At 46.1% G+C, this 15,038-nt stretch carries 11 protein-coding genes, 2 pseudogenes and 2 riboswitches; of the genes and pseudogenes, 10 read left to right on the top strand and 3 right to left on the bottom strand.

Features of this window, described 5'->3' with window-relative positions; genetic code table 11:
• Positions 1-218: 218 nt before the first annotated feature.
• Entirely contained in the window at positions 219-1,013 is a 795-nt protein-coding gene (locus tag ADU22_RS22020) for a YqhG family protein (protein WP_053364085.1), read from the bottom strand.
• Positions 991-2,676: a DEAD/DEAH box helicase gene (locus ADU22_RS22015; protein ID WP_053364084.1), complete on the bottom strand. Its 1,686-nt coding sequence runs from the start codon at positions 2,674-2,676 to the stop codon at positions 991-993. Before ADU22_RS22015 ends, ADU22_RS22020 begins: the two co-directional genes overlap by 23 nt.
• Positions 2,677-2,848: 172 nt before the next feature.
• A riboswitch (glycine riboswitch) is annotated at positions 2,849-2,937 on the top strand.
• 3 nt (positions 2,938-2,940) lie between these two features.
• Positions 2,941-3,018: riboswitch (glycine riboswitch) on the top strand.
• Between the two features lie 116 nt (positions 3,019-3,134).
• Between ADU22_RS22015 and gcvT the strand changes: the two genes are divergently transcribed.
• From gcvT to gcvPB, 3 genes are read left to right on the top strand one after another with little or no spacing between them, the layout of a single operon-like run.
• Entirely contained in the window at positions 3,135-4,238 is a 1,104-nt protein-coding gene (gene gcvT, locus ADU22_RS22005; RefSeq protein WP_053364082.1) for a glycine cleavage system aminomethyltransferase GcvT, read from the top strand.
• Positions 4,239-4,259: 21 nt separating this feature from the next.
• A complete protein-coding gene (gene gcvPA, locus ADU22_RS22000) occupies positions 4,260-5,606 on the top strand; it encodes an aminomethyl-transferring glycine dehydrogenase subunit GcvPA (RefSeq protein WP_053364081.1) in 1,347 nt (448 codons plus the stop codon).
• Complete coding sequence (gene gcvPB, locus ADU22_RS21995; protein ID WP_046526362.1) at positions 5,599-7,059, top strand: aminomethyl-transferring glycine dehydrogenase subunit GcvPB; 1,461 nt, start codon at positions 5,599-5,601, stop codon at positions 7,057-7,059. The genes gcvPA and gcvPB overlap by 8 nt, the downstream gene beginning before the upstream one ends.
• A gap of 59 nt (positions 7,060-7,118) precedes the next feature.
• On the opposite strand, the gene ADU22_RS21990 is transcribed toward gcvPB, so the two are convergent.
• Complete coding sequence (locus ADU22_RS21990) at positions 7,119-7,499, bottom strand: rhodanese-like domain-containing protein (RefSeq protein ID WP_053364080.1); 381 nt, start codon at positions 7,497-7,499, stop codon at positions 7,119-7,121.
• 186 nt (positions 7,500-7,685) lie between these two features.
• Here ADU22_RS21990 and lipM point away from each other — a divergent pair, with 186 nt between their 5' ends.
• The 7 genes and pseudogenes from lipM (at position 7,686) to ADU22_RS21955 (ending at position 15,031) form a co-directional block, all read left to right on the top strand.
• On the top strand, positions 7,686-8,522 hold the full coding sequence (gene lipM, locus ADU22_RS21985; RefSeq protein WP_053364079.1) for an octanoyltransferase LipM: 837 nt from the start codon (positions 7,686-7,688) through the stop codon (positions 8,520-8,522).
• A gap of 360 nt (positions 8,523-8,882) precedes the next feature.
• Positions 8,883-9,701, top strand: a pseudogene (locus ADU22_RS21980) (ribonucleotide reductase barrel domain-containing protein); the annotation flags it as partial.
• A 75-nt stretch (positions 9,702-9,776) separates the two neighbouring features.
• Positions 9,777-10,562 carry an HNH endonuclease gene (locus ADU22_RS25095; RefSeq protein WP_053364078.1) on the top strand — a complete coding sequence of 262 codons (786 nt, stop codon included), beginning with the start codon at positions 9,777-9,779 and terminating at the stop codon, positions 10,560-10,562.
• 236 nt (positions 10,563-10,798) lie between these two features.
• Positions 10,799-12,016 carry a ribonucleotide reductase barrel domain-containing protein gene (locus ADU22_RS21970; protein WP_353611411.1) on the top strand — a complete coding sequence of 406 codons (1,218 nt, stop codon included), beginning with the start codon at positions 10,799-10,801 and terminating at the stop codon, positions 12,014-12,016.
• 270 nt (positions 12,017-12,286) lie between these two features.
• Positions 12,287-12,895: pseudogene (locus tag ADU22_RS21965) on the top strand (ribonucleotide reductase barrel domain-containing protein); the annotation flags it as partial.
• A 131-nt stretch (positions 12,896-13,026) separates the two neighbouring features.
• Positions 13,027-14,052: a spore photoproduct lyase gene (gene splB, locus ADU22_RS21960; protein WP_053364076.1), complete on the top strand. Its 1,026-nt coding sequence runs from the start codon at positions 13,027-13,029 to the stop codon at positions 14,050-14,052.
• A 91-nt stretch (positions 14,053-14,143) separates the two neighbouring features.
• Positions 14,144-15,031: a patatin-like phospholipase family protein gene (locus ADU22_RS21955; protein WP_053364075.1), complete on the top strand. Its 888-nt coding sequence runs from the start codon at positions 14,144-14,146 to the stop codon at positions 15,029-15,031.
• Positions 15,032-15,038 lie beyond the last annotated feature (7 nt).

Genomic DNA, 15,038 nt, shown 5'->3' with positions numbered 1-15,038 from the left:
GTCAGTGCCCGTTTTTGAGAGTAGGAGTCCATTTTGGGCACTGACAGTCCTCGTCAGTGCCTGTTTTTAAGAGTAGCTGGCCATTTCAGACTTTGACAGCCACCATCAACCCCAAATTTCGTAAGGTCCCGCAGATTTTAGTTCTTGGCGGGCAGCAATTAGCGTTTCTTCAGCTTCCGGTAGGTCTCGGCCTTCCGGATAAACAGCTTCCCACGCTTCTATATCGCCTGTTCGGTTAAGTAAAAAAGGCCGCCGTTTATAATCGAAACATGGATTTTCGGCTCGAATTGTTCTTTGAGTGCCTGTTTTTCCACCTCGTAGCTTTCTGATATCTCTTCGGCATCCTTGTAAAAGTGATCGAGGAGATCCTGGTCTTTTTTCCATCGCTGCCGCGCGTTCTCGGCCCATGAATGGTCTTCATTGCCAATTTGTGTCCTCATCATTTTTTCGATTCTCATGAATCCACTCCTGGGCATGATGAGCGGGGAAAGGGTAAAGGCATAATCCGGAATCCTTGGAGTCAGAGGCAGCTGAAGCAGGCGCTCGTGGAAACTGGTCACCATCTTCCCGTTTATTAGCTGCAGTCCGATTGACTCATATACGTCCCGCTTGCGGTCACATTGATAAGAAACTTTCATGTTAAGACAAAGCCACGGAAGCAAAGGAACCTGCACGCCTGACTGTCCCTGCCGGCTCTCGTACAGCCGGATATAACTGCCCAATTTTTTTGCAGAGGCAAAAATTTGATGCAGCCTGGGAGAGCCAAAATGGACCGGTTCCCCCTTGATTTCAGGAGGCGCCTCCTGGGGATTGGTCACCAATGTCAGTTTCATTGGGTTGGGAACACCGCCTGTCTTTTCTAGATAATGCCAGTAGAAAGGGCGGTTCATAAGCTCCTTATCCAGTTCTTCCGACAGTTGGATAGTCATATGACTGCTTGTCAATTCAGTCGGCGGACAGCTATTGGCCTGGAAGTATCTGTTTAAAAAATCATGGATTTCCTGTTGCTGCATGTGAGGTCCCTCCTTTCATTTCTTCCGCGAATTGAATCATGGAGGTGAAGTTCTCCATTTTGATTTTCATTTCACCTTCCGAAGAAGATTGTCCGAAAATATCAATCAAATGGTCTTCAATACTGCCGAAATCCAGTTTGGTCAAAATATCATCAAGGTCGCCAATCACCTTTTCAAACAGGTTGATCTTTTCATAAAGCAGTTTAAGAACATGTTCCTCGACTGTATCTTTGATTGCAAAATTATAAATCATAACGTCTTTTTCCTGCCCAAGTCGGTGGATCCTCCCAATTCTCTGTTCGAGCCTCATAGGATTCCAAGGCAAATCGAAGTTGATGATATGGTGGCAAAACTGGAGATTGATCCCCTCACCGCCCGCTTCCGTGGCAATCAGCACCTGGGCGCGCTTCTCGAACAATTCTCTCATCCAGTCTTTTTTTCCTCGTTTAAAGCCTCCGCGAAATGGGACGGATGTGATCCCATGCTGTTGCAAAAACCATTGAAGGTACAGCTGGGTCGCCCGATACTCGGTAAAGATGATCACCTTATCGTCGATTTTTTTAATCAGCTCCAACGCCTTCTCGGCTTTTGAATTTGTTGTAACGGCCTGGACTTTTTCGATGAGTGCATCAATAGTTTCCCCGTAGGCGGGTGAGGGGGTTTCCTGCCGCTGAAGCATATTCTTTAAGGTATAATATACGGCTTCCCGGCTGCTGCATGCCTCGCGTTTTAACGTCATCAATGAAAAGGCTCCAGAAGTAAAAGCGTCGTTTCCGCTTAACAGGCTGATGCTGTCATACAGTTCTTTTTCGTGCTTTGTGGTTTCGATTGAGATGGTTTCAACATGCCGCTTTGTCCATTCAATCCCCGTATCACTTCGCCTGTTTCGAATCATCACCTTATTGACGAGTTCGCGCAGATGCTCATCATCCTGAACGGAGCGGGCGTTTTTTTTATATTGTTCAAAAAAAGCCGCCTCACTTCCGAGATGGCCGGGCTTCAACAGGCTTACAAGGTTGAAAATTTCCTCAATCCGGTTCTGGATTGGAGTGGCGGTGAGCAAAAGGCAGAATTTTTTCTTCAGGTTTTGTACAAATTCATAGTTTTTAGTTTTGCTGTTTTTTAGCTTATGGGCCTCATCAATGACTACCAAGTCGTAATCTTGCTTATAGATGATATCGCGATGGGGGTTGCGTTTGGCTGTGTCAATCGAGGACACGACGATATCACATTTCTCCCATACATAACTTTTGCGCTGGGCTACGGCGGAAATGAAGAATTTTGTGTTCAGTTCCGCTTCCCACTGGGACACCAGTGAAGCTGGAACAAGAATCAGGGCCTTCTTTACGAGCCCTCTAATCATATATTCCTTAAGGATCAGGCCAGCCTCGATTGTTTTCCCCAGTCCGACTTCATCGGCCAGGATCGCCTTTCCATTCATATTTTCGACAACCTGGCGGGCAACCTCAAGCTGGTGGGGCAGGGGAGTGAGCTGCGGCAGATGCTTAGGCGCCTGCAAGCCGTCGAACTCGGGAATTATCGTATGCTTTTCAACCTCTACTGCCAGCTTGAACAGTTCCCAATTCGCCCACGGCCCGTCATTTTCCATCCTGCTTAGCAAGCCGTCCTGCCAGGTTGAGTCGAATGAAATTTCCACCGTCAATATTCTCACTCCTATATCCATAAATTAATATATTGCCCAATCCTGCTTTGTAATGGTAGGATGGGAGTAGATTTGAATGTTTTGAAATTTTTCATATTCTGAGTTGTGCAAATGCTTTTTCCTTATCGTTCAGGGTATAGCATGCCCACTCTCGAAAAAAATATTGATGCGGATGATGGCAAGGGGAGAGACTACATTTGTAGCGCCGAAGGAGCAAGCATTCATTGTGAATCTCTCAGGCAAAAGAACTCTTGTTGGACGCAGCTCTGGAGAGTGCTTCCTGGTGAAGCCACCAAAGGGGAAAGCCTTGTAAAAGGTAAACTTTCAGGTGAAAGGACAGAGACCTTCTTTATGCAAAGGGGTCATTCTGTCCTTTTTTTGCTTCAAAAGAGAAGGGAAAAGAATTACACATATAGCCTAAAAGACCAGATTTAAAGTCTAAGAAGGGGGCAGATTTGATGACTGAATTGAAGCGTACTCCATTATTTGAGGTGTACAAGGAATATGGGGGCAAGACAATCGACTTTGGCGGTTGGGAACTTCCTGTCCAGTTCTCCGGGATAAAGGAAGAACATGTGGCCGTGCGTACGAGAGCGGGGCTGTTTGATGTTTCCCATATGGGCGAGTTTGAGGTAAAGGGACCGGGAAGCCTGGATTTTCTGCAAAAAATGATGACCAATGATGTTTCCAAGCTGAAAAGCGGGGGTGCGCAATACACGGCGATGTGCTATGAAAACGGCGGCACCATCGACGATTTGCTCATCTATAAACTAGATGAGGACCACTACATACTTGTTGTCAATGCTGCCAATATTGACAAAGATTTTAAATGGCTCGAAGACCATCTTGAGGAAGAGGCAGAGCTGAAAAACCTGTCGGAGGATATGGCCCAGCTTGCACTGCAGGGACCCGCAGCCGAACGGGTGCTCCAGAAGCTTGCCGGCGACTTTGACCTTCAGTCGATTGGCTTCTTCAAGTTCCAAAACGATGTCGAACTTAATGGAAAAAAAGCCCTTGTCTCAAGAACAGGTTATACAGGGGAAGACGGCTTTGAGATTTACTGCAATCCTGAAGATGCTGCCAGTCTTTGGAAAGAGATTCTTGAGGCCGGGAATGAAGAGGGCGTCCTGCCATGCGGATTGGGAGCAAGAGATACTCTTCGCTTTGAAGCGAACCTTGTTCTGTATGGCCAGGAGCTGTCCAAGGATATTACTCCGCTCGAAGCAGGAATCGGTTTTGCCGTAAAATTGAACAAGGATTCCGATTTTATTGGAAAAGCAGCTCTGAAGGAACAGAAAGAAAACTCTACCGGCCGGAAATTGGCGGGCATTGAGATGCTCGACCGCGGCATTCCGCGGCATGGCTACCCTGTGTACAGGGATGGAAACAAAATTGGTGAAGTGACGACAGGCACGCAGTCGCCTACGCTGAAACGAAACATCGGGCTTGCCCTGTTGGAAGCACAGCATACCGCACTTGGGACAGAAATCGAAGTTGAAATTCGCGGTAAAAGACTGAAAGCGACGATTGCAGAAACACCTTTTTATAAGCGTGAAAAATAGAGCCAGAAAGAGGGGGAAATTATGAAGCACCGTTATCTGCCGCTTACTGAAAGCGATAAAACCGCCATGCTGGATGCGATTGGCGTATCTTCTGTTGATGAATTATTCAGCGATATTCCGGAAAGTGTCCGTTTTAAAGGTGAATACAAAATCAAGCCTGCCAAGTCAGAACCTGCACTAATGAAGGAACTGGCAAGGATGGCTGGCAAAAATGCCGATCTAAAAACCAATACATCCTTTCTCGGGGCAGGAGTATATGACCACTATATGCCTGTGATTGTGGACCATGTTATTTCCCGTTCCGAATTCTATACTGCCTATACTCCTTACCAGCCGGAAATTTCTCAAGGAGAGCTGCAGGCCATCTTTGAATTCCAGACGATGATTTGCGAGCTGACCGGCATGGATGTGGCAAACTCGTCGATGTATGACGGAGGAACAGCCCTGGCTGAAGCAGCCATGCTCAGTGCGGCCCAAACGAAAAGGAAGAAGGTCCTTATTTCAGCGGCTGTCCACCCAGAGGCAAAAGACGTAGTCAAAACATACGCCAAGGGCCAATACATTGAAGTGGTGGAGGTACCGTTCAAGGACGGAATCACTGACCTTGAAGCACTTGAGGAAATGGCAGACGAAAATACAGCGGCCGTCATTGTCCAGTATCCAAACTTCTTCGGGCGCATTGAAAACATGAATGAACTTGAAAAGATTGCCCATACCAAAAAATCCCTGTTTGTCGTTTCAAGCAACCCGCTTGCACTGGGAGCCTTGACTCCTCCTGGCAAATTTGGTGCTGATATCGTCGTCGGGGATGCCCAGCCATTTGGAATCCCTGCTGCATTTGGCGGGCCGCACTGCGGATATTTTGCGGTTACCTCAAAGTTAATGAGAAAGATACCGGGACGCCTTGTCGGCCAGTCCAAGGATGAAGAAGGACGCCGGGGATTCGTGCTGACCCTGCAGGCAAGGGAGCAGCATATCCGCCGAGACAAGGCAACGTCGAATATATGTTCCAATCAGGCTTTGAATGCTCTTGCTGCTTCCGTAGCGATGACAGCACTCGGCAAAAAAGGCGTAAAGGAAATGGCGATTGCGAATATCCAAAAGGCCAATTATGCGCGTAACGCTTTTAAGAAAGCCGGATTCGAAATTGTCTTTGAAGGACCATCCTTCAATGAATTTGTCATCAAGACGAACAGGCCGGTCAAAGCCATCAATGAAGAGCTTTTGGCAAAAGGAATCATTGGCGGATATGACCTTGGCAGGGATTATCCTGAATTGAAGGAGCATATGCTGATTGCGGTCACGGAACTCAGGACCAAGGAAGAAATCGATACCTTTGTGGAAGAATTGGGGGATAGCCATGCATAAGGAAGATCAGCACCTCATTTTTGAACTAAGCAGCCCGGGGCGAGTAGGATACAGCCTGCCTGAAATGGATGTGCCGGAAGCGGATTTATCCGAACTGCTGCCGGAAGGCTATCTTCGTGAAGAAGAAGCGGAACTGCCGGAAGTTTCCGAGCTGGATATTATGCGCCACTATACGGCTCTTTCCAAACGGAACCATGGGGTCGATTCCGGCTTTTATCCTTTAGGATCCTGCACAATGAAATACAATCCAAAGATCAATGAAAATGTTGCCCGTTACAATGGCTTTGCCCATGTGCATCCTCTGCAGGATGAGAGCTCTGTCCAGGGTGCCCTTGAATTGATGTATGACCTTCAGCAGCATTTGATCGAGATCACCGGAATGGATGAAGTTACTTTGCAGCCTGCTGCTGGCGCTCACGGTGAGTGGACAGGGTTGATGATGATCCGCGCTTTCCACGAGAGCAACGGTGACCTGGAAAGAACAAAGGTCATTGTCCCGGATTCTGCTCATGGAACAAATCCGGCATCCGCAACTGTGGCAGGTTTTGAAACGGTTACGGTAAAATCAAATGAAGACGGACTGGTTGACCTTGAAGATTTGAAAAAGGTCGTAGGGCCAGATACTGCCGCCCTCATGCTGACGAATCCGAATACACTAGGATTGTTTGAAGAGCATATTGTCGAAATGGCCGAAATTGTCCACGGTGCCGGCGGCAAGCTCTATTATGACGGAGCGAACCTTAACGCGGTGCTCTCAAAAGCCCGTCCAGGAGATATGGGATTCGATGTTGTACACTTGAATCTCCATAAGACATTTACCGGTCCTCACGGCGGAGGCGGCCCGGGTTCAGGTCCGGTAGGAGTAAAATCAGATTTGATTCCATACCTGCCAAAGCCGATTCTTACCAAGCAGGATGACCAGTATGTCTTCGACTATGACCGTCCGCAGTCCATTGGCCGTGTAAAGCCATTCTACGGCAACTTCGGCATCAACGTCCGTGCCTATACCTATATCCGCAGTATGGGGCCTGATGGCTTGAAGGCCGTAACAGAATACGCGGTTCTAAATGCCAACTATATGATGAGAAGACTCGCTGAACATTATGATTTGCCGTATGATAAGCACTGCAAGCACGAATTTGTATTAAGCGGAAGACGCCAGAAGAAGCTGGGAGTCAGAACGCTTGATATAGCGAAGAGGCTGCTCGATTTTGGCTATCATCCGCCAACCATCTACTTCCCTCTGAACGTGGAAGAGTGCATCATGATTGAGCCTACTGAAACAGAGTCGAAGGAAACGCTTGATGCCTTCATTGACGCCATGATCCAGATAGCCAGGGAGGCAGAGGAGAATCCTGAAATCGTCCAGGAAGCTCCGCACAGCACGGTGATCGGAAGGCTCGATGAGGCTACCGCGGCGAGAAAACCAGTTTTGCGCTATCAAAAAAGCTAAATAAATGCAGAGCATAAAAACCCCCCTCTGATCAAACCAGAGGGGGGTTATCCATTGGATTATTTTGTTTTGATCTTGCCTCCCCATTTTTTGAAGCCGCCCTGCAGGTGGGATAAATCCTTATAGCCTTTCCTGTGGAGCATTTGGGCTGCACGGCCGCTGCGGGCTCCGCTTTGGCAATATAGGTAAACAGGCTTGTCCGGGCGAATTTCCTTCATGCGCATGCGCAGCTGGGAAACCGGGATGTTCCTTGCCCCGAGGATGTGGCCGGCCTGGTATTCATTTGGTTCACGGACATCAATAAGCTGGGCCTTGCGATATCCTGCTTTGAACTCATCTTCCGTCAAGGTTTTTACGATACGACGCTGATAGAAATACATGAAGGCAGAGTAAGCGACGATTACTCCAAGTAGAATTAAAATGAAATAAAGTGTTTCCAATATTTTTTCTCCTTTCGAACTGACTGCCACCTTATATTATATAAGTGATTGTGTACGAGAGCAAAGGGAATTAGTTGAAATATTATCTTTTTCGACAAAGCGGCTCGAATACGGCTTGCTTTGAATTTGCCATTTAATTTGTTAGACTATGATAGACTTAAAAGCTATTAGGATAAGTGGGGTTGCATCATGAAAGAAGTTTGGAGATATATTGATTCGGGCGATGGTTCGCCATCCTTCAACATGGCGCTTGACGAAGCGCTGCTTGATTGGCACAGCGAAGGGAAAATCCCGCCTGTTATCCGATTCTACGGCTGGAATCCAGCGACTCTGTCCATCGGTTATTTTCAAAAAATCGAGAAGGAGATCAACATGGAGGCCGTGAAACAGCATCGCCTTGGTTTTGTGCGCCGTCCTACAGGCGGACGCGGGGTCCTTCATGAGCATGAACTTACATACAGTGTCATTGTCTCCGAAGACCATCCCGATATGCCCAAGACAGTCACAGAGGCGTACAGGGTTATTTCGGAAGGGATTTTAAAAGGGTTCCAAAGGCTGGGCCTGGATGCGTATTTTGCAGTCCCTAAAAGTGATGATGAGAAAAGTGCCCTCAAAAATCCGCGGTCGGCTGTTTGTTTTGATGCACCAAGCTGGTATGAACTGGTGGTAGAAGGCAGGAAAGTGGCCGGAAGTGCACAGACCCGCCAAAAGGGTGTCATCCTCCAGCACGGCGCCATATTGCTCGATTTGGATGAAGACAAGCTGTTCAGTCTGTTTAAATACCCAAACGAACGGGTTAAAGAGCGGATGCAGAATGCTTTTAAAACCAAGGCGGTGGCAATCAATGAAATCAGCCCGCGGAGAATTGGCATTGATGAAGCCAAGCAGGCATTCAGGGAGGGCTTTGAGGAAGCTTTGGATATCGGCCTGGAACCCTACACTCTGAGTCCTGAAGAAATGGACTATGTCAAACAGCTGGCAAAGACAAAATACGAATCTGAAGAGTGGACCTTCAAAAGATAAAGAGGGCGGCCAAGGACCGCTTTTTTTTTTTGCTCCTTTTCTGACAAGGTCTTTTCCGGCAGTGGGAAAATGCAAGCTGTGAAATTTGTTGAAATTTATCGTTTTATGGCAGATAACTGCCTTTCTCTCTTATTCTCTCTTTTTTCTTATGGATTTCTTGTTTGACAAATTTGAATAGAGTTGACCTAAAATCAACATGTTGTGTTGTCGAAAATTAAAAATACACTATATATTGATTTATGGTGTTTTGATATGATAACGTAAGGGTAATTCGAAAGTACATCCAGAATGAGCAGAGATTTCCTCTAAACCTTTTAAACTGGACGGTATTTCTGAATTTTACTAGAAGGAGATGTGATTATGTCTGTTGAGCTAGGCCGAAAAATGAATATTAATATTGAGAACCTGAACAAGGATATTAGCCTGTTTCCTCAGGTCCATCCCATTACACCTGACATGAAGACGACCCACAAAGGGGTATCCCGTCTTGTCATGCTGGATCGGTATACATTCAAGGATACGGAGAAAGTAACCTTGTCGGAGGGCGACTTTGTCGTTCTTACCATCAAAGAAGATCCAAAGTTTCCGGCACGCGGACTCGGATTTATACTGGATATAGACTGGGAATCAAAATATGCAACCGTCCAGGTTGATGAGGAATTCCGTGGTGTATTGGATGATCCGGAGGAAGCAAGGACAGGCATCATCAGAAAGTCTCTTGACGTAATTGAGAAGCCGCTTGAAGTTTTTTATGAACAGATTGCAAAACGCAATGCAACGGGTCTTGCTTCGGTCGAAAAAACGGAGGAGAAACGGAAAGAGTGGTTCGAAAAGTTTTATCAGGAACTGTCGAATCTTAACTTCATTCCGGCAGGCCGTGTGCTGTACGGTGCTGGTGCTGATACGGACGTTACATACTTTAACTGCTATGTAATGCCGTTTGTCCAGGACTCCCGCGAAGGAATCTCCGAGCACCGCAAGCAGGTAATGGAGATCATGAGCCGCGGAGGCGGCGTAGGCACGAACGGTTCGACTCTCCGTCCGCGCAACACGCTTGCCAAAGGCGTAAACGGCAAATCCTCAGGATCGGTATCCTGGCTGGATGATATTGCAAAATTGACGCATTTGGTTGAGCAGGGTGGATCCAGAAGGGGCGCCCAGATGATTATGCTGGCGGATTAAATAATGACATTATTCATTATTTTTGGTAAGATATAGACAGAACGAGTGTTCGTGATTAGAGGAGGGCTAATCATGCTATCTCTTACCAAGGATTTTCTTTACCAAAAGTATATAATTGAAAATCAAACCTTACAGGCAATAGCAAGAGAAAACGGGGTATCTAAAACAGTAATTAAAAATCGTCTTAGAAGGCTTGGAATTAGGAAATCCCCATTGAAGTTGGGAGATCAGCTATTTGACGAAAAAAATTGGTTATTTAATCAATATATAGTACAAAGAAAAGGATACACAGTAATAGCGAACGAGTTAGGAGTAAGTTATACAACTATCCTGGATCGAATCTTGTACTTTGGCTGGGAAGTTAGGGGTCACCAAGAAATTGATAAAGGTGCTCCTAGAAGAGGAAAGAAACATTCTAAAACTTCCATTCAAAAGATAAAAGATACTAGGGTTAAAAACCGAGTAGAGATCAAATGTTTAAATTGTGAAATAAAGATAGAAAAGGTCTATTCTTCCATCCAAAGAAGCCAGAGAAATTATTGCAGTTACGACTGTTATAAGGATTATCTAAGGAAGAATAGGGTTGAAACTATTGATATAACTGACTCTGCTGAGTATAAATCATGGCGAAAAAGAGTCTATATCCGGGATGGATACAGATGCAAAATGCCTGAATGCTCTTCTAATTCGAGACAAATTGCTGCTCATCATATATACCCTAAAAAGCTATATCCTGAAAAACAGTTTGATATTACAAATGGCATTACTCTCTGTAAAAAGTGCCATGAAAAGACTTATGGTAAAGAAGAAATATTTATTGATGCATTAGTCCGCATCGTTCAGACAATGAACGGTTAGAAAATCGGGTGAATTGCAGGGAAGTCCTTAGAGGCAGGCAAGCCACAACGTGACTGGAAACGGTGAGCGTGAAGGCTATAAAAATTGCTTTGCATTGGATAATCTGCAGCCAAGCGTCATTGGGCACAGGTGATGGCGAAGGTTCAACGACTAGAGAGTGAGTCCCAACAATAAACTCTCACAAGCGCCCGGCCCCTAACAGGTTATGCTGAGGGTGATGATATAGTCTAGTCCGGCTGCAAATGCAGCGAAATATTCCGAAAGGAACGGTATGTACGTGGCATCCTGATATCATTGAATTCATCATTTCAAAAATGCAAAACCCTCGCATCCTGCGTTTCCTTATTGAAAACACCGAGGATGAAACGATTAAAAAGCATGCGAAAGAAAAATTAAAGTTCACTCCGCTGACCTTGCAGGAAGAAGCGATGTACCAGGGAATCGTGAACTATAAAAATATTCCGGGATACGGCGGCTTCAGCGCGGAAATCATCCAGGCGGCTGAAGAAAAGCTTCAGACAGGCGGAAACTATACTGTTCACAATCCGGAATTCCTGACAGGGGCAAACATTTCTGTCACATTGACAAAAGAATTCATGGAAGCAGTCGAGAATGACGGCGATTTTGCATTGCGCTTCCCTGATGTAGAGTCTTATGATCCAGAAACGATGGAGACCTACAATGAAGAGTGGCATAAAGTCGGCGATGTCCGCGAATGGGAAAAGCTCGGCTATAAAGTGCGCACGTATAAAAAGATCAAGGCGAAAGAACTCTGGAACCTGATCAACATTTGTGCCACCTACTCCGCTGAGCCAGGCATCTTCTTCATCGACAATGCCAATGACGAGACAAACGCCCAAGCTTATGGGCAAAAAGTTGTTGCGACGAACCCGTGTGGGGAACAACCCCTCGCACCATACAGCGTTTGTAACCTTGCAGCTGTCAACCTTGCCGAAATGGCTGATAAGGAAACAAAGACAGTTAACTTTGAAAAATTAAAGCGCACAGTAGAAGTGGGCGTAAGGATGCAAGACAACGTCATTGATGCAACGCCTTACTTCCTTGAAGAAAATAAAAAGCAGGCTCTTGGCGAACGCCGTGTCGGCCTTGGAGTAATGGGCCTTCACGATTTGCTGATCTACTGCGAAACAGAATACGGTTCAGAGAAAGGCAATGAACTGGTAGATAAAGTATTCGAAACCATTGCTACCACTGCATACCGCGCATCAGTAGAACTCGCTAAAGAAAAGGGCAGCTTCCCATTCCTGAATGGTGAAACTGCAGAAGAAACGAATACTTTAAGGAATGCGTTCATCAACACAGGCTTTATGAAAAAAATGCCTGAAGATGTACGCGAGGCTATCCTCGAAAATGGCATTCGCAATTCGCATTTACTGACTGTGGCTCCGACGGGTAAATTGCTTGCCCCCTATATTCGCAAGAATGTAGTGTAAACTTGGCTATATGCGGGAAACTCTGGCGTATCTCTTGTTACCTGAGCCTTGCCAGCTATTCATATTAGGTAAAAACACAAGAGTGTTGGAAAACCTACCAGACAATCCGCAGGGAAGTCGTGGCTGACCCCTCAACGACTACATGCCGAGCAACCATAGATGTTCAAAGCAATATCATTTGGTTGATGATATAGTCTGACCCATATGGCGACATATGGAGCGGGTAATAATAATCCCGCCTCCTATAAAAAATAGGAAGTAACAAATGTGAGCACCGGAACCATGGTTGGCGTCTCTACAGGACTTGAACCATATTTCTCTTTCTCTTACTTCAGAAGCGGCCGTCTTGGCAAATTCATTGAAGTAAAAGCGGATATCGTTGAGGAATACCTGCAGCAAAACCCGGAAGCAGATCCAGAAAACCTGCCAAACTGGTTTGTTACAGCAATGGAGCTTGCGCCAGAAGCGCATGCGGATGTACAGTGCGTCATCCAGCGCTGGATCGACAGCTCCATAAGCAAGACCGTTAACGCGCCTAAGGGATACAGCGTTGAACAGGTGGAAGCCGTGTACGAGCGTCTTTATAAAGGCGGCGCAAAAGGCGGCACCGTTTATGTTGACGGCTCCCGTGATACACAGGTCCTGACCCTGAAGGCGGAAGAAAACAGCTTTGAAGAAGAAGACAATACAGCAAAGAAAGAAAAAGCAAAACAGCATGTCGTATTAGTGGACACCATCCATGAACTTCGTTCGACGAACGTAACCATCGGTTCAGAAGTTGGCAACACCTGCCCGGTTTGCCGTAAAGGCGAAGTCAAGGAAATTGGCGGCTGCAATACATGTACAAACTGTAACGCACAGCTTAAGTGCGGACTGTAAATAAAGCGAATGGAGCAGGACTATTAGAGTCCTGCTTCTTTTTTATTCACTGGAAAAATTTCTATAACCTCTTTTCTACCTTCAGGCTCATACTAACAAATAAGAAATCATGGAAGAAATGAGGTTGAAGGATGAAACCATTTACACCCCAGCTCGTCTATATTGAACCGCAAGCATTGGAATATCCCCTCGGCCGTGAGCTAAAGGAAAAATTTGAAGGCATGGGCCTTGAAATCAGGGAAACCACTTCCCATAACCAAGTCAGGAACATTCCCGGAGACAATGAACTCCAGCAATACCGCAATGCCAAGTCCACTCTTGTGGTTGGAGTGAGGAGGACACTAAAATTTGATACGTCCAAGCCCTCCGCCGAGTACGCCATCCCTTTGGCAACGGGCTGTATGGGCCATTGCCATTACTGCTACTTGCAGACGACACTCGGAAGCAAACCCTATATCCGCACCTACGTCAATCTGGAGGAAATCTTTGAACAAACCGAAAAGTATATCGAGGAAAGGAAACCGGAAATCACCMGGTTTGAAGCAGCCTGTACCTCTGATATCGTCGGCATTGATCACCTGACGCATGCATTGAAAAAGACAATCGAATTCATTGGGCAGACCGAATATGGAAGGCTGAGGTTTGTTACAAAATACCATCATGTTGACCATCTGCTTGATGCAAAACATAATGGAAAGACCCGTTTCCGCTTCAGTGTCAATTCGCGGTTTGTGATAAAAAATTTTGAACCGGGAACTTCGTCCTTCGATGAACGGCTTGAAGCGGCCAGGAAAGTGGCTGGCGCAGGCTATCCCCTGGGATTCATTGTCGCACCGATCTACCGCCATGAAGGATGGGAAGAAGGATATCGTGAATTATTCGAGCGGCTGCACCACTCGCTTGAGGGTATACAACTGGGAGACCTGACCTTTGAACTGATCCAGCACCGCTTTACAAAACCAGCCAAGAAAGTCATCATGAAGCGCTATCCTAAGACAAAGCTTGAAATGAATGAAGAAGAACGCAAATATAAATGGGGGCGTTACGGCATTGGCAAATATGTCTATCAGCCCGAACAGGCCAATGAACTTGAAACCACGATTCGCGAGTACATCAAATCTTATTTCCCGGAGGCTGAAGTACAATATTTTACTTGATTCCATAAATTTTCGCCTTGTACGACGTACTATTTTACAGGGAAGCCGCTTAAAGATGTAACAAGCAAGTTACTGACAGGGGTGGACTTGTATGTATATAGACGGCGTGTTTTCAGGCGGAGGGATCAAAGGATTCGCCCTTATTGGAGCTTATGCAGCTGTTGAAGAAAAAGGGTTTGCCTTCAAGAGGGTAGCAGGCACCAGTGCCGGCTCAATCGTTGCTGCCCTCATCACTGCAGGGTATACAAGCGGAGAAATTATCCGGCTTGTCGATGAAATGGATTTAAAAAGTTTCATGGACTCACGGAATAATCTTATTCCTTCCGCTTTGGCAAAATGGCTGTTCATTTATTGGCGGCTGGGCCTGTATAAGGGCAAAGAGCTGGAAATGTGGCTGACTGAAAAGCTTGCTGACAAAGGTTTAAGAACTTTTGGCGATCTCCCGCCAGATGCTTTGAGAATAGTTGCTTCAGACCTTACCAATGGAAGGCTGTTCATTCTTCCTGATGACTTGCCAAGATACGGAATAGACCCCCGTTCCTTTCCGATTGCCAAAGCTGTCAGGATGAGCTGCAGCCTTCCATATTTTTTTGAGCCTGTCAAATTGAAGGAAAATGGCGGAGGGACCAGCGTCATTGTCGATGGCGGGGTCCTTAGCAATTTTCCAATGTGGCTGTTTGATAAGGAAAATGTAAAAAAGACCCGTCCGGTCCTGGGCATCAAACTGAGCCATAATCTTGCCGAACATCCCCGCCATGAAATCAAAAATGCCATCAGGATGTTCGAAGCGCTGTTCGAAACGATGAAAGACGCTCATGATTCGAGATACATTTCACGGAAGCATGAAAAAAATATCATATTCATTCCAACTGAGGGAGTATTGGCTACGGAGTTCCAATTGACCTCCGGCAAAAAAAAGGACCTTATCCAGCTTGGGTATAAATGTGCCATGGATTTTTTCAGGAAGTGGGGCTATTAGCAAAAAA

The organism is Bacillus sp. FJAT-27251, assembly GCF_001273925.1.
Classification (GTDB): domain Bacteria; phylum Bacillota; class Bacilli; order Bacillales; family Cytobacillaceae; genus Mesobacillus_B.
This window is presented reverse-complemented; position numbering and strand designations above follow the sequence as displayed.